The following is a 20,674-nucleotide window of genomic DNA, read 5'->3' as shown; positions in this document are numbered from 1 at the left end:
GGACCGCCGCCTTCGTGGTGCGCCGTGCCGCCCGGGAACGGGTCCCGGAGCGGCGCCGGAGCCTGCTCAGCTGAAGGAGTCGCCGCAGGCGCAGGAGCCCGTGGCGTTCGGGTTGTCGATGGTGAAGCCCTGCTTCTCGATGGTGTCGACGAAGTCGATGGTGGCACCGCCCAGGTACGGGGCGCTCATCCGGTCGGTGACGACCTTGACGCCGTCGAAGTCCTTCTCCACGTCGCCGTCGAGGGAACGCTCGTCGAAGAAGAGCTGGTAGCGCAGGCCGGAGCAGCCGCCGGGCTGGACGGCGACGCGCAGGGCGAGGTCGTCACGGCCTTCCTGGTCGAGCAGCGCCTTGACCTTGGCCGCCGCGGCCTCGGTCACGAGGATGCCGTCGGTGACGGTGGTGGTCTCGTCCGATACGGACATCTACATCTCTCCCGGGTTGTACGGAGACTGCTTGCCGACGGTTGCAACCGGCGGGGCCGCGGATTCATTCCGGGCCGGGAACGTGTTCTCTCGGCTCCGTCTTCATGCTCGCACACGCCCCGGCAAGCGGAAAACGGTCCGTCCGGCCCCTCTTCCGGGCTCCGCCGCGAAACCGTCCCCGAACCGTTCGGGCCCGGCCGGGGAATGAACGGACCTCGGCCGGGATTCACGTCACATGGACGTTATGGCCGTCGTCAAAGTGACGTGAACCGGATATGATAGATAGTGTCAATTCGACGAAAAGTCGTCGAACCGGTGTCCCGCCAGCCCCGCCGGTCCGGTTCACACGGGCCCGGCGAGCCGCAGAACAGAAAGGGTGCGTGTCGTGACCACCGCCCAGACCCAGGAGCTCGACGTACAGCCGACGCCCCTCGCCCTGTTGCTCCTCGGCCGGGAGGCCGACCCGAGGAGCGAGCGCGGTGTGGAGTGTCCCGGCGACCTCCCCTCACCGTCCGACCCGGACCTGGTGGAGCGCGCCCGTGCCGCCAAGGAGAAGCTGGGGGACAAGGTCTTCGTGCTCGGCCACCACTACCAGCGCGACGAGGTCATCCAGTTCGCCGACGTCACGGGCGACTCGTTCAAGCTGGCCAAGGACGCCGCCGCGCGCCCGCAGGCCGAGTACATCGTGTTCTGCGGTGTGCACTTCATGGCCGAGTCCGCGGACATCCTCACCGGCGACGACCAGAAGGTCGTCCTGCCGGACCTCGCGGCCGGCTGCTCCATGGCGGACATGGCCACCGCCGAGCAGGTCGCGGAGTGCTGGGACGTACTGACCGAGGCCGGGATATCCGACCGGGTCGTGCCCGTCTCGTACATGAACTCCTCCGCCGACATCAAGGCCTTCACGGGCAGGCACGGCGGCACCATCTGCACCTCCTCCAACGCGAAGCGCGCCCTCGACTGGGCCTTCGAGCAGGGCGAGCAGGTCCTCTTCCTCCCCGACCAGCACCTCGGCCGCAACACCGCGGTGCGGGACCTGGGGATGTCCCTGGAGGACTGCGTCGTCTACAACCCGCACAAGCCGAACGGCGGGCTGACGGCGCAGGAGCTGCGGGACGCGAAGATGATCCTGTGGCGGGGCCACTGCTCGGTGCACGGCCGCTTCGGCCTGGACTCGGTCAACGACGTACGCGAGCGCATCCCGGGCGTGAACGTCCTGGTCCACCCCGAGTGCAAGCACGAGGTCGTGGCCGCGGCGGACCACGTCGGGTCGACCGAGTACATCATCAAGGCGCTGGAGGCGGCCCCGGCCGGTTCCAAGTGGGCCATCGGCACGGAGCTGAACCTGGTGCGCCGGCTGGCGAACCGTTTCGCTCCCGAGGGCAAGGAGATCGTCTTCCTCGACAAGACGGTCTGCTTCTGCTCGACGATGAACCGCATCGACCTCCCCCACCTGGTCTGGGCCCTGGAATCCCTGGCGGAGGGCAACCTGGTCAACCGCATCGAGGTGGACCGGGAGACCGAGCAGTTCGCCAAGCTGGCCCTGGAACGGATGCTCGCGCTGCCTTAGACGCCGGCCGGCACCGGTTGTCGGTGCCGGAGAGGAGGGGCCGTCGGCGATCCGGCAGCCCCTCCTCTGCCGATGGCCGGGACGTCCAGCCCTGTTCGAGGCGGTCGCGGGCCGGCCGTCAGGGCGTCCCGAGCAACGTCGCGGCGGCTGCGCGTGCGTGACGGGCCGGGGCCGGGTCGCCGGTGATGCCGGCGGTCACGATGGCCCCTTCGGCGAGCAGGAGGACCGGCTCGGCCACCGGCGCCCCGGCAGCGTGGACCCATACCGCGATCTGGTCATGGAACGCCCGCTTGTGCGACCGGACTTCGGCGAGCACCGCCTCGGACGACGAGCCGAGCTCTCCGTGGGCGTTGACCCGGACACATCCGCGGAATCCGGGCTCCGCGAACCACTCGGCGAGCCAGTCGAAGACCGCGAGGACTCGCTCGCGAGGATCCGGGACCTGCTCCACGTGGGCGGCCAGGCTTCCCCTCCATCGACGGTCGCGACGCTTGAGCATCGCGACGGCTAGATCCTCCTTGGCGGCGAAGAGCCGGTAGATCCGCTTGAGCGGCAGACCGGAGGCTGCGCGGACCTCATCCATTCCCACCGCTTGGAATCCTCGCTCGCAGAAGAGCCTCTCCGCCGCGTCAAGCAGTGCCGCGCGGTCCAATCGGCTCTGTTCCTCACTGATCGGGGCCGGCATCCGGAACTCCCTTGACGTCGAGAACGATCGTTCTCTGTCTTAGGCCCGGCCGATGGAGAACGGCCGTTCTCGACAGGAGGAGGTCGCAGTGCCGGAAGATCGCCCGCCCTGCCCGCCCTTCACGCGGGAGACAGCCCTGCGGAAGGTGCGGGCGGCCGAGGACGCATGGAACACCCGCGATCCCCGACGCGTGGCGTCGGCCTACACGCCGGACTCGCTGTGGCGGAACCGGGACACGTTCGTCAGCGGCCGCGAGGAGATCATCGCCTTCCTGACGCAGAAGTGGGAGCGCGAACTGGACTACGCGCTGCGCAAGAGCCTGTGGGGGTTCCACGAGAACCGGATCGCCGTCCGCTTCCAGTACGAGTGGCACGACGAGGAGGGCCGGTGGTGGCGCAGCTACGGCAACGAGCTGTGGGAGTTCGACGAACGCGGTCTCATGCGCCGCCGTGAGGCGAGCATCAACGACGTCGCCATCACCGAGGCCGACAGGCGCATCCACGGCCCCCGGCCCATGGACGACCACGAAGTCGACATCCCGCTCCGATGAATGCCCGCCCTCACGCGAAGGGGCGCCCCGTGACGTCTCCACGGGGCGCCCCTTCGCCGTACGCGTACGGCCGTCAGACCTGGGCCGGCTGCGGGTCGGACTTCTCCGGCGTCTTCGGCTCCTCGTCCGCCGTGTCCCTCTTCAGGGCCTTCTTCTTCGCGCGCCGCTCCTTGCGGAGCTCCAGCATCGCGTAGAGGGTCGGGACCAGGAGCAGGGTCAGCACCGTCGACGTGATCAGACCGCCGATCACCACCACGGCCAGCGGCTGGGCGATGAAGCCGCCCTCGCCGGTGACGCCGAGCGCCATCGGGAGCAGGGCGAAGATCGTCGCCAGGGCCGTCATGAGGATCGGGCGCAGCCGGTGCCGGCCGCCCTCGATCACGGCCTCGACGACGCCGTACCCCTGGGCGCGGTACTGGTTGATCAGGTCGATCAGCACGATCGCGTTGGTGACCACGATGCCGGTCAGCATCAGCATGCCGATCATCGCCGGGACGCCCATCGGGGTGCCCGTGACGATCAGCAGGCCGATCGCGCCCGTCGCCGCGAACGGGATGGACACCAGCAGGATCAGCGGCTGGGCGAGCGACCGGAAGGTGCCGACGAGCAGCATGAAGATGATCGCGATCGCCGCGAGCATGGCCAGGGCCAGGTTGGCGAACGCCTCGTCCTGGTCCTCGGACACGCCGCCGATCTCGGCCGTCGCGCCCGCCGGGAGGGTGAGCGCGTCGATCTCGGTCTGGAGCTCGGTGCTGACCGCGCCGGTGTTGTCACCGGTCGGGCGGGCGGTGACGGTGGCGGAACGCTGGCCGTCGATCCGGGTCATGGACACCGGGCCGTCCTTCAGCTCGACGGTGGCGATGTCGCCCAGCTCCACCGGGCCCAGGCGCAGCTTCTTCAGCTCGGCCAGGGTGGTCGCCGGCTGGGCCGAGCGGATGACGACGTCGCGCTCGGTGTCGTCGAGGACCGCCTTGGCGGCCGGGGTGCCCCGGACCGCCTGGGCGACGGCCGCGCCGAGCGTCTGCTCGTTGAACCCGGCCGCGGCGGCACGGGAGTTGGCCTCCACCGAGATCCGCGGGACGCTCTGCGACAGGTCGCTGGTGACGTCCGTGACGTCGTCCAGCGAGGCCACGGCCTCCTGCACCTGGTCGGCCGCCCTGCGCAGCACCTGCGCGTCGGCCGCCTTGACGACGACGCTCAGGTCCTGGCTGGCGAAACCGTCGCCGCCCGCGAGGGTGGTGGTGCCGATGCCGTCGAGTCCGGCGAGGCCCTTCTCGATGCGCTCCCGCACGTCCTCGGAGGACGCGGAGTCCTCCAGCATCACCTGGTAGCTGGCCTGGTTGGTGTCCGTGCCGCCGCCGAAGGCCGCCATGAAGCCGGACGAGCCGATGGTGACCTGGTGGTCCTTGACGCCCTCGGTGTCGCCGAGCAGCTTCTCGACCTTCCTGGCCTGCGCGTCGGTGGCCTCGAGGCTGGTGCCGGGCTCCAGCTCCTGGCGGACCGTGAGGACCTGCTGCTCGCCCTGGTCGAAGAAGTTGGTCTTGAGCAGCGGGGTCATGCCGAACGTGCCGATCAGGACGACGACCGCGATGGCGATGCTGGCCAGCCTGCGCCGGGTGGCGAAGCGCAGGACGGAGACGTAGAAGCTCTGGAGGCGGCTCTTCGCCTCCTTCTCCTCGGCCAGCCTGCGGGCTTCCTCGGCGTCCTCGGGAGTGCCCTTGGGGGGACGCAGGAACCAGTACGACAGGACGGGGACGACCGTCAGCGACACCAGCAGGGAGGCGAGCAGCGCCGCCGTGACGGTGATGCTGAAGGAGCCGAACAGCTCGCCCACCATGCCGCCGACCAGGCCGATCGGCAGGAAGACGGCGACGGTGGTGAACGTCGCGGACGTCACCGCGCCGGCCACCTCGCGGACGGCGCCCAGAATCGCCTCGCGGCGCTCCTCGCCGTAGCCGAGGTGCCGCTTGATGTTCTCCAGGACGACGATGGAGTCGTCCACGACCCGGCCGACCGCGATGGTCAGCGCGCCGAGGGTCAGCATGTTCAGCGACAGGTCGCGCGTCCACAGCACGATCAGCGCGAGCACGACGGACAGCGGGATGGACACCGCGGTGACGAGGGTCGAGCGGATCGAGGCCAGGAAGACCAGGATCACCAGGACCGCGAAGACCAGGCCGAGGGCGCCCTCGGTGGTCAGGCCCTCGATGGCCTTGGCGACGGCCGGGCCCTGGTCGCTGACGACGGTGAGTTCGGCGCCCGAGCCGAGGGCCTCGCGCAGGTCGGGCAGCTTCTCGTCGACGGCGTCCGAGATCGCGACGGCGCTGCCGTCGTGGTCCATGGTGACGACCACGGCGAGGCTGGGCTCGCCGTTGGTGCGGGTGAGCGAGTCGGCCCTGGCCTCCTGCTGCTCGACCTCGGCCACGGAGCCGAGGCGGACCGGCTTGCCCTCGCCGGGCTGTCCGGTGACCATCAGGTCCTCGATCTGCTCGAGCGAGGTGTAGCCGTCGCCGACCTGGACGGTGCGGTTGGCGCCGTCCTCGTCGAAGGAGCCGGCCGGGACGGACGCGCCGCCCGCCTGGAGGGCCTGCGCGAGTGCCTGCGCCGTGAGACCGGCGTCGGCGAGCTTCGCGTCGTCGGGGGTGACGGTGACCTGGAGGTCCCGGACGCCGTCCACGGTGACCTGGCCGACGCCGTCGATGCCCTCGAGCTCGGTGACCACGGTCCGGTCGAGCCGGTCGGCGAGGGCCTGCTGGTCCTCCTCGGAGGTGACGGCGAGGACCACGGCCGGGATGTCGTCGGTGCTGCCGGCGACGACCTGCGGGTCCACGTCGTCGGGAAGCAGGGCACGGGCCCGGTTGACGGCCTGCTGGACATCGGCGACGAGCTGCTCGGTCCCGTTGCCGAAGTCGAAGGACGCCATGATCACGGCGTTGCCCTCGCCGGCCGTCGAGGTGACACCGGAGATGCCGTCGACGGCCTCCAGGCTGTTCTCGATGGGTTCGACGACCTGCTTCTCCACCACGTCCGGGGACGCGCCCTGGTAGGGGGCGATCACGGAGACCATGGGCAGTTCGATGGTGGGCAGCAGCTGCTGCTTGAGCTGAGGTATCGCGATCGCCCCGAACACGAGCGCGACGATCGACATGAGTCCGATCAGCGCGCGTTGCGCGAGGCTGAATCTGGCCAGCCAGGACATGGGTTACGGATCTCTCTTCTGTGAGCGTCTGGGGGCGGTCGGAAGCGCGGTCGGAAGTACGGTCACCGGCACCTTCTGACGCACGGTCACGGGCACGGGCGGGGCACGGCCGGGCTGAGCCGGGTGCGCGCTCTACACAGTGGCGCATCGGGAGGGTCGATCCGTAGGCCCGAGGTCCCGTTCCTCCGGGCGTCGGCTACTCCCCCCGCAGTACACGCGGTTGCGTTCAGTCCGTCCTCGGGCGGACCAGGCCGGACTCGTAGGCGGTCACGACCAACTGGGCCCGGTCGCGGGCACCGAGCTTGGCCATGGCCCGGTTGACGTGTGTCTTGACGGTCAGCGGGCTGACCTCCAGGCGTTGGGCGATCTCGTCGTTGGAGTGGCCGCCGGCGACCTGGACCAGCACTTCGCGCTCACGCACGGTCAGGGAGTCGAGCCGCTGCGCGCGGGCCGGGTCGCGGTCGGCGCCGTCGGACGTGCCCTCCTGGGCGAGGAAACGGGCGATCAGGCCCTTGGTGGCGGCCGGGGACAGCAGCGCCTCGCCCTCGGCGGCGATCCGGATGGCGTTCAGCAGTTCGCCGGGTTCGGAGCCCTTGCCGAGGAAGCCGGAGGCGCCGGCCCGCAGCGACTGCACCACGTAGTCGTCGACCTCGAAGGTCGTCAGGATCACCACGCGGACCCCGTCGAGTTCGGGGTCCGCGCTGATCAGGCGGGTGGCCGTGAGGCCGTCGGTGCCGGGCATCCGGATGTCCATGAGGACGATGTCCGGGCGCTGTTCGCGGGCCAGGCGGACCGCTTCGGCGCCGTCGGGCGCCTCGCCCACCACCTCCATGTCCGGCTCGGAGTCGACGAGCACGCGGAAGGCACTGCGCAGCAGGGCCTGGTCGTCGGCGAGCAGGACGCGGATGGTCACGGGTTCCCCCAGGAGTGCTGGTCGCGGGCGGCCGTCCCGGGCTGTGGACGGGTCACGAACCGTCCTGGGCCGCGGACGTGCGGGGCTCGACGGGCAGGATCGCATGGACGCGGAAGCCGCCGCCGTAGCGGGGGCCGGTGGTGAGGGTGCCGCGCAGGGCCGTGACGCGTTCCCGCATCCCGAGCAGACCGTGGCCGCCGCCGTGGGCGGCGGGGACGGGGGCGGGGGCGGGGGTGTCGGGGTGGACCGCGCCGGTGCCGTCGTCGAGGACCGTGACCTCGAGGTGCGGGCCCACCCGGACGATGCTGACCTCCGCATTCGCCTCGGTGCCGGCGTGCTTCTGGACGTTGGTGAGAGCCTCCTGGATGACCCGGTAGGCGGCCAGGTCGACGGCGGCGGGCAGCGCGGGGGCGTGGTCCGGGCGCTGGTCCTCACGGGCGACCAGGACGCGCAGGCCGGCGCTGCGGAAGGTACCGGCGAGTTCGTCGAGACGGTCCAGGCCGGGGGCGGGCTCGGTGGGGGCCTCGGGGTCGCCGGACTGGCGCAGCAGGCCGACGGTGGCGCGCAGTTCGCCGAGCGCCGAGCGGCTGGCCTCGCGTACGTGGGCGAGGGCTTCCTTGGCCTGGTCGGGCCGCTTGTCCATGACATGGGCGGCGACCCCGGCCTGGACGTTGACCAGCGCGATGTGGTGGGCGACGACGTCGTGCAGGTCGCGGGCGATGCGCAGGCGTTCCTCGGCGACGCGCCGGCGGGCCTCCTCCTCGCGGGTGCGTTCGGCCCGCTCGGCGCGTTCCCTGATGGCCTGGACGAAGGCGCGGCGGCTGCGGACGGCGTCCCCTGCGGTGGCGCCGATCCCGGTCCAGGCGAAGATCCCCAGGTTCTCCTGGGCGTACCAGGGCAGCGGGCCGGCGATCATGGCGGCGCCGGTGAGGACGGTCATGGTGAGCAGGCCGGCCCGCCAGGTGGTGGGGCGGTCGGTGGTGGAGGCGACGGTGTAGAGCGCGACGACCACGCACATCGCGACCGGGGCGCGGGGATCGCCGGTGACGGACTCCACCAGGGAGGCGCCGCCGGTGAAGCCGAGGACCGCGCGGGGCGCGCGGCGCCGGAAGGGGAGCGCGGCGGCGGCGAGCACCATGAGGGCCAGGCTGAGCAGATCCGGGGCGCGCAGCGTCCAGGTGACGCCGTCGGGGCCGTGCGGGTCGACGAGGGAGCCGGCCAGCATGCACGTCAGGACGCCTGCGGCCAGAGCCGCGTCCAGGGCGAAGGGGTGCGCGCGCAGCCGACGCCGGGCCCGCTGGAAGGTGCTCACGGCCGTTCACCGTACGGCGTCGCGGGGGCGTGCGGGGAACGGGCCGGTGGTGAACCGGGGGTGAGAGCCGCACCTGCCGTGAACGGACCGGCGTGGAACGGTTCGGATGCGCGCCGTTCCGGTGGCAGCGGTGCGGGTGTGAGCGGCTCCGACGGGAGCGGTGCGGATATGGACGGTCCGGCCGTGGGTGGCCCGGCGGGCCAGGGGCTCATGTGCCGGGGATCAGGCCGTCGCCGTCGTCGCTGAGCAGTTCCCGGACCTCCTCGATGGTCGCGTCCGGGGAGGGGAGGATGAGGTCGGAGGGTTCCAGCGCGTCGTCCGGCAGCGGCTCGCCGAGCTCGTGGACCCTGTTCAGCAGGGCGGTGAGAGTCCGGCGGAAGCCGGGGCCGTCGCCGTTGTCCATCTCGGCGAGGAGTTCCTCGTCCAGTTTGTCCAGCTCGGCGAGGTGGCTCTCGGTCAGAGCCACCTGCCCCTCCCCCATGATCCGTACGATCATGTCGGCCTCCTGGGCACCCGCGCGGGGGCCTCGGTCGTCATCGGCACGGGTCGGTGTCCCGTGCGGCGGTCACTGCTTGTCGAACCGCGGGGTGTCCTGCGGCTGCTGCTGCGACTGGGGCTGCTCGCTGCCGCCCTCGATGGCCTGCTTCTCCGTGGAGGGACCGCCGGCCAGTTCGGCCTTCATGCGCTGCAGTTCCAGCTCCACATCCGTACCACCGGAGAGCCGGTCCAGCTCGGCCTGGATGTCGTCCTTGCGCATGCCCGACTGGTCGTCGAGGGCGCCGGAGGCGAGCAGTTCGTCGATGGCGCCGGCCCGCGCCTGGAGCTGGGCGGTCTTGTCCTCGGCCCGCTGGATCGCCAGCCCGACGTCGCCCATCTCCTCGGAGATGCCGGAGAAGGCCTCGCCGATCCGGGTCTGCGCCTGCGCCGCCGTGTACGTGGCCTTGATGGTCTCCTTCTTCGTGCGGAAGGCGTCGACCTTGGCCTGGAGCCGCTGGGCCGCGAGGGTGAGCTTCTCCTCCTCGCCCTGGAGCGTCGCGTGCTGCGTCTCCAGGTCCGTCACCTGCTGCTGGAGAGCGGCGCGGCGGGAGAGGGCCTCGCGGGCGAGGTCCTCACGGCCCAGTGCCAGCGCCTTGCGGCCCTGGTCCTCCAGCTTCGAGGACTGGGACTGCAGCTGGTTGAGCTGGAGCTCCAGGCGCTTGCGGCTGGTCGCCACGTCGGCGACACCCCGGCGGACCTTCTGGAGCAGCTCCAGCTGTTTCTGGTACGAGTAATCGAGGGTCTCGCGCGGATCCTCGGCCCGGTCAAGGGCCTTGTTCGCCTTCGCGCGGAAGATCATCCCCATACGCTTCATGACACCGCTCATGGGCTTCGCGCGCCCCCTTCTGACGGACTCCGGCTCACATTTCTGCGACAGAACCCACAGTACGGGCCCTGCATCCATTACCGCACTGTCCGGGGGCGGATGCGCTCATCCCCAAGGACGACTGCGTCTCCTCCCGGTCCGGCGCAAGGAGTAGGTGATCCCCGGGTGCCGGCGGACAACGCACCCCAAGTCGCACACAACGCCCCCTCTTGTGCCTCTACGGACGCGGGGTGTTGCCGGATCGTTCCCCCCGGGACTGGGGCCCCGCCCCCTACACCCCGTACCCTTGGGTTTTGTGTTCCGTAGCCGTGCCAAGGAAGAGAAGGCCCACGCCGACAAGGCGACGGTGACCGACTCCACTCAGATCCGCCACCCGGAGGCCCCGAAGGGCCGCCCCACGCCCAAGCGCAGCCAGGCCCAGACCCAGCGGCGCAGCGTGGCCAATACGTCGATGACGCGCAAGGAGGCCGCCAAGCGGCAGCGTGACGAGCGCCGGGCCGCGATGGAGCGTCAGCGCCAGGCGCTGGCCAGCGGCGACGAGCGCTACCTGCCCGCCCGTGACAAGGGGCCGGTGCGCCGGTTCGCGCGCGACTACGTCGACTCGCGGTTCAACATCGCGGAGTACTTCCTGCCGATGGCGGTGATCATCCTGGTGCTGAGCATGATCCAGGTGCCCCAGCTGCAGAACGTGGCGCTGCTGCTGTGGCTCGTCGTGATCGTGATGATCGTGCTCGACTCCCTCGTGACCGGCTTCCGGCTGAAGAAGCGGTTGGCCGAGCGCTTCCCCGACGACAAGCGCCGCGGCGCCGTCGCCTACGCGCTGATGCGCTCGCTGCAGATGCGCCGGCTGCGCCTGCCCAAGCCCCAGGTCAAGCGCGGGGAGCGGCCCTGAGCACCACGCCGTTCGCCGACGGCGCGGCACCGGTCGCGGTGCCCGCGCAGGCCCCGCACTCCGCGCCGAGGGCGAGGGGGACGGCCGGGCCGCCCGGGAGTCTGCGGGAGGTCGTACAGCAGGAGCTGGTGGCCCGGCAGCTCGACGAACAGATAGTGGGGCGGTTCCCGGTCGGGCGGCGGCTGCGCGTGCTGGATGTCGGCATGGGCCGGGGCACGCAGGCGCTGCGCCTGGCGCGGGCCGGCCACCAGGTGACCGGTCTGGAGCGGGACACGGAGATGATCGCCGCCGCGCGCGCGGTGCTCGCCGGGGAGCCCGAGGGCATCCGCGAGCGGGTGCGGGTCGTCGAGGGCGACGGCCGCGACACCGGGGTGCACTTCCTGCCGGGCAGCTTCGACGTGGTGCTCTGCCACGGCGTGCTCATGTACGTGGCGGAGCCGGACCCGCTGGTGGCGGGGCTGGCCCGGATGCTCGCCCCCGGCGGTCTGCTGTCGCTCCTGGTGCGCAACGGCGACGCGCCGGCGATGCGGTCCGGCCTGCGCGGCGACTGGGCCGGGGCGCTGACCGCGTTCGACTCGACGTGCCACACGGACGGGTCGGGGCTCGAGGTGCGGGCCGACCGGCTGACGGACCTGACGGCGACGCTCGCGGGGCTGGGTGCGCCCCTGCGCACCTGGTACGGGGTGCGGGTCTTCACGGACACGGCGGTGGACGGAGCGCGGGTCGCGCACACCCCCGGCCGCCCCGACGACCTGGCGGCGCTCCTCGCGGTCGAGGAGCGGGCCGGCCGGACGGACCCCTACCGCGGGGTGGCGTCGCTGCTCCACCTGTGCGGCGTACGGGGCTGAGCGGAGGCGGGACGGGCGAGGGCGTGAGCCCCCGCCCGAACGCTCACGCCCGAACGCTCACGCCTCGTCCGTGTGCAGGCTCATCGGCCCGTAGATCTCCGTGGCGTCCTCCAGCAGCCGCACCTGGTCGGCGCCGCCCTCCAGCAGGGCCTTCCAGTTCTCCCCGATCCAGGACTCGGCGTCCCCCTGGGTGGTGAACTCCTCAGGCGTCACCGCGGGCTCGACCTGCGTCCCGTCGGCCTTCTCGAACCGCCACGTCCATGCCGCCATGTACGCCTCCCGTGGTTATGAGCACCTGCACAACAGGAGCCGGATCCCGGTCCGGCCCCGACCAGAGCCTAGAGCCTGTCCGGCGGATGATTCGGGGGATCATCGACGACAGGGCCCGGTCGGGCGCGCAGGAGGCGTGGGGAGGGGCGAAAATCGGGTCCGTGGAACTCACTCTGCTCGGCACCGGTGCCCCCGCGGGCCTGCCCCGCCCCGACTGTCCCTGCGCCGCCTGCGCGTTGGCCGCCGGTCCGTACGCGCGCGCGGCGACCTCGCTGCTCGTGGACGGCTCGCTGCTGCTCGACCTGATGCCGGGCGTGGCGTTCGCGGCCGCCCGCGCGGGGCATTCGCTGGGCGGTGTGCGCCAGGTGCTGCTCTCCCATCCGCACGACGGCCCCGCGGTCGAGCTGCCCGCCGGGCTGCCGCAGCCTGGCCGGGTGCCGGACGGGCGGGAGCTGGCGCTGCTGACGGGTCACAGGGTGCGGGCGGTGGCGCTGGACTCGCCGGGCACCGGGTACGCGGTGACGGGTCCGGACGGGCAGCGGCTGCTGTATCTGCCGCCGGGGACGGCGCCGGCCGGGCTGGAGGAGCCTGCCGAAACGTACGCCATGGTGCTGCTGGACGTCGTGGGGCGTCCGGACGCGCTGGCGCGGCTGCGGGCGGTGGGCGCGGTGGGTCCGACGACGGACGTGATCGCCGTGCACCTCGACCACGACGTGCCGCCGGGCGCGGAGGAACGGCGCCGGCTCGCGGCGGCCGGGGCCCGCGCCGTACCGGACGGGACCAGGGTGGAGGTGGGCGCCTACGAGGACGTGCCCGACCTGCCGCGCCGGACGCTGGTCCTGGGCGGGGCACGGTCCGGCAAGTCGGTGGAGGCCGAGCGCCGGCTGGAGTCCCTGCCCCAGGTGCTGTACGTGGCGACCGGCGGGTCCCGCAACGGGGACACCGAGTGGGCGGCCCGGGTGTCGGCGCACCAGGAGCGGCGGCCGGGGTCGTGGCGGACCGTGGAGACCTGCGATCTGGTGCCGCTGCTGGGGGCCGACGGGCCGCCGCTGCTGGTGGACTGTCTGTCGCTGTGGCTGACGGACGCCATGGACTCCGTCGGGGCGTGGGACGACGCGGAGTGGGCCGACGGCGGGGAGCGGGCGCTCAGGGAACGGATGCGTGAGCTGACGGACGCGGTGCGCGCGACCCGGCGGACCGTGGTCGCCGTGTCCAACGAGGTGGGCTCGGGCATCGTGCCCGCCACCGCGTCCGGCCGCCGGTACCGGGACGAACTCGGGCGGCTGAACGCGGCGTTCGCGCAGGAGTGCGAGCAGGTGCTGCTGGTGGTGGCGGGCCAGGCGCTGGTGCTCCGGGGGTGAGTCACGAGGGCCGGGGCCCGAACGGGGCGGGGGCGGGGTCAGTTCGGCCGGCTCGCCGGCTTGCGCGCGATGATCCGGTACGCGTTGGCGAACGGGGTGTGCCGCAGGACGGGCGCCAGCACGAGGTCCGTCAGCGCCGCGACGGCGACCAGCGGGGCGCCCGCACGCAGCAGTGCGGCGCGCGCCTGCTGCTGGAACGGGGTCGGCGGGATCGCGCGCCAGGGGGCGTCCGGGGCGGGCAGGGCCTGGGAGAGGGCCAGCGCGGCGGCGCCGGCCAGGTCGTAGGGAACGTACACGGGGCGGTGCCTGGCGCCGGCTCCGGTGGGCCCGGACCTGGTGGTGACGATCGTGCAGCCGAGCGACTCCAGTGCGGCCCGGAGGTTGCGCGGCGGCAGCAGATGCAGCCGCCGGGGCTGGTCGTAGGACAGCCACCGGCTGCCGAACAGGGCGGCGAACGCGCTGCCGGGGTCCAGGGTCTCGATGAGCAGATGGCCGCCGGGGCGCAGGGCGTCCAGGGCGGCGTGGAGTTCGGCCCGCGGGTCGGTGGTGTGTTCGAGGTGGTGCAGCAGGCTGACGACGTCGTAGCGGGCCGCCACCCGGGCCCGTACCTTCGGGTCCGTCAGCGCGCCGATGTGGGCCTCCTCGACGCGGCCGAGGACGCGGGCGCGTTCGACGCGCGCGGTGAGGTCGGTGCCGTCGAAGGCGGTGTACGGGAAGAACTCCCGCGCGGTGTCCGGAAAGCGGGCGTGTCCGGTGCCGACGTCCAGCCAGCTCTCCGGTTCGCCGAAGCGCAGCATCGCGCGGGCCGTGGCCCGGCGGCGGCGGGGGGCCTCGCGCAGCGCGAGGACGGCGTCGGTGACGGCGTCCCGGGGGGCTCCGCGCAGCGCCCGGCGGTGGAAGGCCAGGCCCTCGGCGGTGAGGCGGGGGTTCTGGAAGGTGTGCCCGCAGTCCCGGCACGCGTCGACGGTGAACCGGCCCGGCCGGTGCCGCCGCAGATCGCCGGTGCGCAGCCGGTTGCGCAGCCGCGCCGAGCCGCACCAGGGGCAGTCCGCGCGGCGCGGCTCGTGCACCCGCACGGAGGCGGCCTGCTGTGCGGGGACGACCAGGGCGCCGGGGGCGGCGGACGACGGGGCGGAGGGTGCGTCGGGTGCGTCGGGTGCGGACATGGGCGGCTCCGGGTGAGTCGGGCGGGGCGCGGGCGGGCGGGCGTACGGGTCTGTGACGACATTCCCCTGCAAAACGTTACGGATCGGATGGCGATCCCGGGCGCAATGACGTCGGGGTGGCGTCGTCCGGCGGGCGGGATGCCGACGGCGCGGCCCGGGCGCTGCCGTCGACGGGCCCAGGGCTCCGACGTGTTCGATCCGGGCCGGTACTGTTCGGCGAATGAGCGCGCTGAATCTCGACGACTTCACCGATCTGATCGAGCGTCCGGACGGCGGGGTGCGCCGTGACGCGGAGGCGCGCCGCGAGCGCCAGGTCGTGCCGCCCGGGTCGCTGGGCCGCCTCGACGAACTGGGTGAGTGGCTGGCCGCCGCGCAGTCCGCGGTCCCGGTGCGGCCGGTCGAACGGCCGCGGGTCGTCCTCTTCGCCGGAGATCACGGGGTCGCCCGGCTGGGTGTCTCGGCGCGGCCCGCGGGCAGCGCCGGGGAGCTGGTGCGCGAGGTGCTGGAGGGCGGCCGTCCGGTGTCCGTGCTGGCCCGGCGGCTCGGGGTGCCGGTGCGGGTGGTCGACATGGCCCTCGACTGCGACCCGGACGCCCTGCCCGAGGACGTCGTACGGCACCGGGTGCGGCGCGGCAGCGGACGGATCGACATCGAGGACGCGCTGACCCCGGAGGAGGCCGAGGCGGCGTTCCGGGCCGGGGTCGCGGTGGCCGACGAGGAGGCCGACTCCGGTACGGATCTGGTGGTGCTCGGCGATGTGAGCGTGGGCGGGACCACCGCGGCGGGTGCGCTGGTGGGCGCGCTGTGCGGGACGGACGCGTCCGTGGTCACCGGGCGCGGCGGGGTGGCGATCGACGACCTGGCCTGGATGCGCAAGTGCGCGGCGATCCGTGACGCGCTGCGGCGGGCCCGGCCCGTGCTCGGCGACCAGCTGCGGCTGCTGGCGACGGTGGGCGGGGCCGACCTCACCGCGATGACGGGCTTCCTGCTGCAGGCCGCGGTACGGAAGATGCCGGTCGTGCTCGACGGGGTCGTGACGGCGTCGTGCGCGCTGGTGGCACAGCGGATCGCGTTCCGGGCGCCGGACTGGTGGCTGGCCTCGCACGACAGCGGTGAGCCGGGCCAGGCGAAGGCGCTGGACCGGATGGCGATGGAACCGCTCCTCGCCCACGGCGTCACCGTGGGCGAGGGCGCGGGCGGCCTTCTGGCCCTCCCCCTGGTCCAGGCTGCGGCCGCCCTGGCCGCGGAACTCCCGGAACACCCCGAGGAACCGGAGACCCCGAAGGCGCCGGCACTCCCGGACCGGCCGGCCGAAGCGGACCAGCGGGAGGAGCCGGAGACCTCCGGAACGCCGGCGTCGTCACAGCCGCCGGCGACCGACGGGCAGCCGGAGCCGGCCCCGGCGCCGAAGCCCGAGTAGCCGTCCCCGTGCGTCCCGGGCGACCGCCCCGGAGCAACACCCCGCTGCGTCACCCGCGTCCGACGCGGCGGGGCGCGGGCCCGGTACCGGGCCGGACACGGCGAGCCGACCGCGACCGGAAACCCCTCCGCCGGACACTCGCCGCCATCGGCGGCAGAAGTGCGGCCGGCCTCGCCCCGGAGACACGCCCCCGGCAGCCCTCACCCGTACCGGCCGAAGCGCCGCGTCCCGGCTCAAGCCCCCGGCCCGTCAGCCGCGTTCGAGCGGTCGGGGCGGGTCCGGGTCGGGTTTGCCGCCGATCCAGTCCTGGAGGGCGCGGCGGGGTCCCGACCAGCGGAGGTCGTGGTGGTAGGCGCGGAGGACGGCCCTGGCGCGGGCGCGATGCCTGTGCCGGTAGAAGCGTCTCGCCCAGGGCGAGCCGGGACGGGCCAGGCGCAGCGCGCCGATCACGGCGATGACGGGCACGATCACGCCGAACACGGCGATCCTCGCCTTGCCCTTGCTCAGGGCGATGAGCGAGAAGAGGAAGTTGACCGCGACGTTCAGGGCAACGCCCGCGCGGTTCTGGAGTTCGTCCTCGCTGAGGTCGTTGACGCCGAACGGCGAGAACCCGGACAGCACCAGCCCGACCATCGCGGCGGTGAGGACGACCACCTCGACGCTCTGCCGGCCCGCCTCGGTCCAGTAGACGTCGTCGAGGTGCAGGATCAGCGCGAACTCGTCCAGGACGAGACCGGCGCCGATGCCGAAGACGACCGCGCTGAGCGCCGACCCGAAGCCGTGCCGGCCGCCCGCCACCGCGCCGAAGCCGCCGACGACGGTGAGGATCACGCCGGGCACGACGTGGTGGATGTGCAGACCGCCCGCCTTCACGTTGCCGAAGGGGCCCTTGCCGGCCCGGATCAGCCGGGTGACGACCCGGGTGATCGCGAAGGTGAGGACGAAGGCGGTGAGGGCGAGAAGCAGCGGCAGCTTCCCCGGTTCGATGATGTTCCGCTGCAACCAATGTCCCATAGGCGCACTTTATCCATGGCCGCCCGGGGCGCCCTGCTGACCACCGGGTAACCTGCGCCGGTGCCCGCGCCCTTCCTGCCCTCGCTGTCCGACGGTCTCCGCTTCGCCTTCGGCACCCTGACCGTGCTCCCGGTCCGGGTGACCCGCTGGGACCGCCCGGCGGCGCGCGGCGGCATGCTGTGCGCCCCGCTCGCCGGACTGGCGGTGGGGGCCGTGGCCGCCGCCGTCGGACTCCTGATGCTGCTGCTCGGCGCGGGCGCGCTCCTCGCCGCCGTCGCCACCGTCGCCGTACCCGCCGTGCTCACGCGGGGGCTGCATCTCGACGGGCTGGCCGATGTCGCGGACGGGCTCGGCAGCGGCAGGCCGGCCGAGGACGCGCTGCGGGTCATGAAGCAGTCGGACATCGGCCCGTTCGGTGTGCTCACCCTCGTCCTCGTGCTGCTGGCCCAGGTGGCCGCGCTGGCCCAGGCGTACGGCGACTCCTGGACCCGGGGTGCGCTCGCCGCCGTGACCGCGGCTCTCGCGGCCCGCCTCGCCCTCACCCTCGCCGCCCGGTCCGGGGTGCCGCCCGCCCGCCCGGAAGGGCTGGGCGCCGCGGTCGCCGGGGTCGTGCCGCGGCCGGGGGCGGTGGCCGTCGCGCTCGCGGTGACCGGCGCGGCGGCGGCCGGGGGCGCCCTCCTCGGCGCGGACGGCGTCGTCCGTACCGTCCTCGCGGTGCTGCTGTCGGCCGCGGCGGCGGAGCTCCTCCTGCGGCACTGCGTCCGCCGCTTCGGCGGGGTCACCGGCGATGTGTTCGGCGCGCTGACGGAGACCGCGGCGACGACCGTCCTCGTCGTCGCGGCGCTGGGCTGAGCGGTCCCCCGGGACACCCGGCGTGCCCGGTGCCGGCCTCAGCAGGCCTGCCTCCAGACCCCCAGTTCGTACTTCTTCAGCAGGGAACTCAGCTTCAGCCGCCGGGAGTCGGCGCAGAAGCGGTCGGTGGGCAGTTCGTACTCGGCGTGGAAGACGGCCTTGCCCGCCTCGACGAACGGGGTGAGCCGCGCGCACTCGCCGTACTGGGCGCACTGCTCGTTGACCGCGAAGTCGTAGTCGCCGACCAGTTGCGGGATCTGGTCCAGGTCGTTCTTCAGGCCGACGGCCAGGCCGCGTTCGTGGGCGAGCCGGGCGATCAGGCGGTTGTAGCGGAGCTGGTCGTCGGCGGTGAGCGGGAACCCGGTGCGGTTGCGGTAGCCGTCCATGTTGTCCGGCTCCACCGCGTCGAAGCCCTTGTCGCGGCACATGTCGAAGCGCTTGGCCATGATCGGCTCCAGGACGTCGGTACGCCGGATGTCGAGCCAGCTCTCGCCCTCCCAGCCGTTGCCGCGGCCGATCACCTCGTCGGGGAAGTCCCCGGCATCGGGGCGGAAGTCCTCCCAGGCGCCCGTGGACAGATAGCAGATGACCTTCCGGCCGTCGCGGTGCAGCCGCGCGACGGTGTCCCCGGAGTGGTCGAACCCGTCGATGTCGTAGACCGCTACGTCGACGGAGGTGTCGAGGCGCCCGCTGAGCTGCCACTGCCAGTCGGTGCCGGGACGCGGCTGCCAGCGGGGGCCGGGGTCCCCGGTCCGCCCGGAGCCCCCGCCGGACCCGGAACCGGAAGGGGTTCCGGATCCGGCGCAGCCCGCGAGCAGCAGCGCGCACAGAGCGAGGGTGAGAGCCAGAGCGAATGGCGCGCCGGGCAGTCCTGCGTGTCGTCTCATGGGTCTCGTCTCAGAGGTCGTGTCCCGGGGTCGCGTCTCGGGGTGTCCCGCCGTCGCCGCCGTCCGGCGGTCCGCGGCCGGGCCCCCGGGAGACGGCCGCCACATCACCGATCGATAAAGACCCGCGTGAGGGAGTGGACACGCAGACGCGCGTAGTCTCGTCCGGGGTGTCGCCGTACCGGGGAAGGCCCCGCCGAGACCGTACCGTCAGGTCGCCGTTAGGGTCGGCGCCGGGTTCGGCCGACCCACACCTTTCGGCCACAGCAACTTCACATCGGAAGCGAGAATTCACCACCGTGACTGCTCTCACTCTCAGCACCGCCGCGTTGCCCGGCCTGCGGGCCGACGCGATCGTGATCGGTGTCGCCAAGGGCACCGCGTCCGCGGCCGGTGGCCCGGTCGTCGTACCGGGCGCCGAAGCCGTGGACAAGGCCTACGACGGCAGGCTCGCCGGAGTCCTGGAGACCCTCGGCGCGTCCGGCGCCGAGGGTGAGGTGACGAAGCTCCCCGCGCCGACCGGCTTCAAGACGCCGCTCGTGGTCGCGGTGGGCCTGGGCACCCAGTCCGAGAAGGACGCCGCCCCCGACACCGAGGCGCTGCGCCGGGCGGCCGGTGTGGCCGCCCGCGCCCTCTCCGGGTCCAAGAAGGCCGTCTTCGCCCTCCCGATGACGGACGCCGCCGACGCCGGCGCGGTCGCCGAGGGCGCGCTGCTCGGCGCGTACTCCTTCGACGCCTACAAGAACAACGGCGCCAGCGACGGCAAGGCCGGGAAGGCCGGGAAGAAGAACCGCAAGGCGCCGCTCGCCGAGGCCGTGCTGGCCGGCGTGCCGTCCCGCGACAAGGCGTTCAAGGCGGCCGTGCAGCGTGCCACCGCGGTGGCCGAGGAGCTCAACCGGGCCCGCGACCTGGTCAACACCCCGCCCAACGACCTCGACCCCGAGGCGTTCGCCGCCGTCGCGCAGGCCGCGGCCAAGGAGCACGGCATCAAGGTGCAGGTGCTCGACGAGAAGGCGCTGGCCAAGGGCGGCCACGGCGGCATCCTCGGCGTGGGCGCCGGCTCGGTGTCGGGTCCGCGGCTGGTGAAGCTGTCGTACACCTCCGCCAAGGCGAAGAAGCACCTCGCCTTCGTCGGCAAGGGCATCACGTACGACTCGGGCGGCATCTCGCTGAAGCCGGCCGGGCACAACGAGACGATGAAGTGCGACATGAGCGGTGCCGCCGCCGTGTTCGCGGCGGTCGTCGCCGCCGCCCGCCTCGGTCTCGCGGTCAACGTCACCGGCTGGCTGGCGCTGGCCGAGAACATGCCGTCGGGTTCCGCCACCCGCCCGGGTGACGTGCTGCGCATGTACAGCGGCAAGACGGTCGAGGTGCTCAACACCGATGCCGAGGGCCGTCTGGTCCTCGCGGACGCGCTGTGGGCCGCCTCGGAGGACGGGCCGGACGCGATCGTGGACGTCGCGACGCTGACCGGCGCGATGGTCCTGGCGCTGGGCAACCGCACCTTCGGCGTCATGGCGAACGACGACACCTTCCGCGCCGCGGTGCTGGAGGCCGCCGAGGAGGTCGGCGAGCCCGCCTGGCCGATGCCGCTGCCGGAGCACCTGCGCAAGGGGATGGACTCGGCCACCGCCGACATCGCGAACATGGGCGAGCGGATGGGCGGCGGACTCGTCGCCGGTCTCTTCCTGCGCGAGTTCGTCGGCGAGGGCATCACCTGGGCCCACCTCGACATCGCGGGGCCGGCCTTCAACGAGGGCGGCCCCTTCGGGTACACGCCCAAGGGCGGTACGGGCTCGGCGGTACGGACGCTGATCCGCCTCGCCGAGCAGACGGCGGCCGGCGGCTGGTTCGTCCCGCTGCTCGGGATCAGCCTGGTGGCGTTCCTCGCGGTCGACGTGGTCCTCGGCTTCGTGGCGGCGCGCCGCCGCCCGGCCGCGGCACCGCAGGGC

General features: G+C 73.0%; 19 protein-coding genes. 8 read left to right on the top strand and 11 right to left on the bottom strand.

Annotated features, from left to right (window positions below):
* Positions 1–66: 66 nt before the first annotated feature.
* Complete coding sequence (locus ACFWVE_RS31660) at positions 67–423, bottom strand: iron-sulfur cluster assembly accessory protein (RefSeq protein ID WP_055574575.1); 357 nt, start codon at positions 421–423, stop codon at positions 67–69.
* Positions 424–808: 385 nt separating this feature from the next.
* On the opposite strand from ACFWVE_RS31660, the gene nadA reads away from it, so the two are divergent.
* A complete protein-coding gene (gene nadA / locus ACFWVE_RS31655; protein ID WP_384021565.1) occupies positions 809–1,993 on the top strand; it encodes a quinolinate synthase NadA in 1,185 nt (394 codons plus the stop codon).
* A gap of 118 nt (positions 1,994–2,111) precedes the next feature.
* On the opposite strand, the gene ACFWVE_RS31650 is transcribed toward nadA, so the two are convergent.
* Positions 2,112–2,678 (bottom strand): TetR/AcrR family transcriptional regulator, encoded by a 567-nt coding sequence (locus ACFWVE_RS31650; protein WP_384021562.1) that lies wholly within the window; start codon positions 2,676–2,678, stop codon positions 2,112–2,114.
* An 88-nt stretch (positions 2,679–2,766) separates the two neighbouring features.
* Between ACFWVE_RS31650 and ACFWVE_RS31645 the strand changes: the two genes are divergently transcribed.
* Positions 2,767–3,228 carry a nuclear transport factor 2 family protein gene (locus ACFWVE_RS31645; RefSeq protein ID WP_384021559.1) on the top strand — a complete coding sequence of 154 codons (462 nt, stop codon included), beginning with the start codon at positions 2,767–2,769 and terminating at the stop codon, positions 3,226–3,228.
* 73 nt (positions 3,229–3,301) lie between these two features.
* Here the strand turns inward: ACFWVE_RS31645 and ACFWVE_RS31640 are convergent, their stop codons facing one another.
* From ACFWVE_RS31640 to ACFWVE_RS31620, 5 genes are all read right to left on the bottom strand, one after another.
* Positions 3,302–6,427, bottom strand: coding sequence for an efflux RND transporter permease subunit (locus tag ACFWVE_RS31640; RefSeq protein ID WP_384021556.1), 3,126 nt, complete (start codon positions 6,425–6,427; stop codon positions 3,302–3,304).
* A gap of 226 nt (positions 6,428–6,653) precedes the next feature.
* Complete coding sequence (locus ACFWVE_RS31635) at positions 6,654–7,340, bottom strand: response regulator (protein ID WP_384021553.1); 687 nt, start codon at positions 7,338–7,340, stop codon at positions 6,654–6,656.
* Positions 7,341–7,392: 52 nt separating this feature from the next.
* Entirely contained in the window at positions 7,393–8,652 is a 1,260-nt protein-coding gene (locus ACFWVE_RS31630; RefSeq protein WP_384021550.1) for a sensor histidine kinase, read from the bottom strand.
* 208 nt (positions 8,653–8,860) lie between these two features.
* Entirely contained in the window at positions 8,861–9,148 is a 288-nt protein-coding gene (locus ACFWVE_RS31625; protein ID WP_384021547.1) for a hypothetical protein, read from the bottom strand.
* A gap of 69 nt (positions 9,149–9,217) precedes the next feature.
* On the bottom strand, positions 9,218–10,015 hold the full coding sequence (locus tag ACFWVE_RS31620) for a PspA/IM30 family protein (protein ID WP_384021543.1): 798 nt from the start codon (positions 10,013–10,015) through the stop codon (positions 9,218–9,220).
* 211 nt (positions 10,016–10,226) lie between these two features.
* On the opposite strand from ACFWVE_RS31620, the gene ACFWVE_RS31615 reads away from it, so the two are divergent.
* Positions 10,227–10,907 carry a DUF3043 domain-containing protein gene (locus ACFWVE_RS31615; protein ID WP_384021540.1) on the top strand — a complete coding sequence of 227 codons (681 nt, stop codon included), beginning with the start codon at positions 10,227–10,229 and terminating at the stop codon, positions 10,905–10,907.
* Between the two features lie 128 nt (positions 10,908–11,035).
* Entirely contained in the window at positions 11,036–11,755 is a 720-nt protein-coding gene (locus ACFWVE_RS31610) for a class I SAM-dependent methyltransferase (protein ID WP_384021537.1), read from the top strand.
* 57 nt (positions 11,756–11,812) lie between these two features.
* On the opposite strand, the gene ACFWVE_RS31605 is transcribed toward ACFWVE_RS31610, so the two are convergent.
* On the bottom strand, positions 11,813–12,025 hold the full coding sequence (locus tag ACFWVE_RS31605) for a hypothetical protein (protein WP_384021534.1): 213 nt from the start codon (positions 12,023–12,025) through the stop codon (positions 11,813–11,815).
* 161 nt (positions 12,026–12,186) lie between these two features.
* Between ACFWVE_RS31605 and ACFWVE_RS31600 the strand changes: the two genes are divergently transcribed.
* Positions 12,187–13,386 (top strand): bifunctional adenosylcobinamide kinase/adenosylcobinamide-phosphate guanylyltransferase, encoded by a 1,200-nt coding sequence (locus ACFWVE_RS31600; protein WP_384021531.1) that lies wholly within the window; start codon positions 12,187–12,189, stop codon positions 13,384–13,386.
* 38 nt (positions 13,387–13,424) lie between these two features.
* Here the strand turns inward: ACFWVE_RS31600 and ACFWVE_RS31595 are convergent, their stop codons facing one another.
* Complete coding sequence (locus ACFWVE_RS31595; RefSeq protein ID WP_384021528.1) at positions 13,425–14,552, bottom strand: methyltransferase domain-containing protein; 1,128 nt, start codon at positions 14,550–14,552, stop codon at positions 13,425–13,427.
* Positions 14,553–14,772: 220 nt separating this feature from the next.
* Between ACFWVE_RS31595 and cobT the strand changes: the two genes are divergently transcribed.
* Entirely contained in the window at positions 14,773–15,972 is a 1,200-nt protein-coding gene (cobT, locus tag ACFWVE_RS31590; protein ID WP_384021525.1) for a nicotinate-nucleotide--dimethylbenzimidazole phosphoribosyltransferase, read from the top strand.
* Between the two features lie 249 nt (positions 15,973–16,221).
* Here the strand turns inward: cobT and ACFWVE_RS31585 are convergent, their stop codons facing one another.
* On the bottom strand, positions 16,222–16,986 hold the full coding sequence (locus ACFWVE_RS31585; RefSeq protein ID WP_384021522.1) for a hypothetical protein: 765 nt from the start codon (positions 16,984–16,986) through the stop codon (positions 16,222–16,224).
* Between the two features lie 60 nt (positions 16,987–17,046).
* Here ACFWVE_RS31585 and ACFWVE_RS31580 point away from each other — a divergent pair, with 60 nt between their 5' ends.
* Positions 17,047–17,838: an adenosylcobinamide-GDP ribazoletransferase gene (locus tag ACFWVE_RS31580; protein ID WP_384021519.1), complete on the top strand. Its 792-nt coding sequence runs from the start codon at positions 17,047–17,049 to the stop codon at positions 17,836–17,838.
* A gap of 38 nt (positions 17,839–17,876) precedes the next feature.
* Here ACFWVE_RS31580 and ACFWVE_RS31575 read toward each other — a convergent pair whose 3' ends face one another.
* Positions 17,877–18,725 (bottom strand): endo alpha-1,4 polygalactosaminidase, encoded by an 849-nt coding sequence (locus ACFWVE_RS31575; protein WP_384021516.1) that lies wholly within the window; start codon positions 18,723–18,725, stop codon positions 17,877–17,879.
* A gap of 296 nt (positions 18,726–19,021) precedes the next feature.
* On the opposite strand from ACFWVE_RS31575, the gene ACFWVE_RS31570 reads away from it, so the two are divergent.
* Positions 19,022–20,674: leucyl aminopeptidase (locus ACFWVE_RS31570; protein ID WP_384021513.1), on the top strand; the 1,653-nt coding region annotated here is incomplete at its 3' end.

This window comes from Streptomyces sp. NPDC058632 (assembly GCF_042717095.1).
Lineage (GTDB): Bacteria > Actinomycetota > Actinomycetes > Streptomycetales > Streptomycetaceae > Streptomyces.
This window is presented reverse-complemented; position numbering and strand designations above follow the sequence as displayed.

Excerpts from the sequence above, each read along its gene's own strand:
- ACFWVE_RS31660 (WP_055574575.1), bottom strand. The coding sequence starts at position 423 with ATGTCCGTATCGGACGAGACCACCACCGTCACCGACGGCATCCTCGTG.
- ACFWVE_RS31650 (WP_384021562.1), bottom strand. The coding sequence starts at position 2,678 with ATGCCGGCCCCGATCAGTGAGGAACAGAGCCGATTGGACCGCGCGGCA.
- ACFWVE_RS31640 (WP_384021556.1), bottom strand. The coding sequence starts at position 6,427 with ATGTCCTGGCTGGCCAGATTCAGCCTCGCGCAACGCGCGCTGATCGGA.
- ACFWVE_RS31625 (WP_384021547.1), bottom strand. The coding sequence starts at position 9,148 with ATGATCGTACGGATCATGGGGGAGGGGCAGGTGGCTCTGACCGAGAGC.
- ACFWVE_RS31620 (WP_384021543.1), bottom strand. The coding sequence starts at position 10,015 with ATGAGCGGTGTCATGAAGCGTATGGGGATGATCTTCCGCGCGAAGGCG.
- ACFWVE_RS31605 (WP_384021534.1), bottom strand. The coding sequence starts at position 12,025 with ATGGCGGCATGGACGTGGCGGTTCGAGAAGGCCGACGGGACGCAGGTC.
- ACFWVE_RS31595 (WP_384021528.1), bottom strand. The coding sequence starts at position 14,552 with ATGTCCGCACCCGACGCACCCGACGCACCCTCCGCCCCGTCGTCCGCC.
- cobT (WP_384021525.1), top strand. The coding sequence starts at position 14,773 with ATGAGCGCGCTGAATCTCGACGACTTCACCGATCTGATCGAGCGTCCG.
- ACFWVE_RS31585 (WP_384021522.1), bottom strand. The coding sequence starts at position 16,986 with ATGGGACATTGGTTGCAGCGGAACATCATCGAACCGGGGAAGCTGCCG.
- ACFWVE_RS31575 (WP_384021516.1), bottom strand. The coding sequence starts at position 18,725 with ATGAGACGACACGCAGGACTGCCCGGCGCGCCATTCGCTCTGGCTCTC.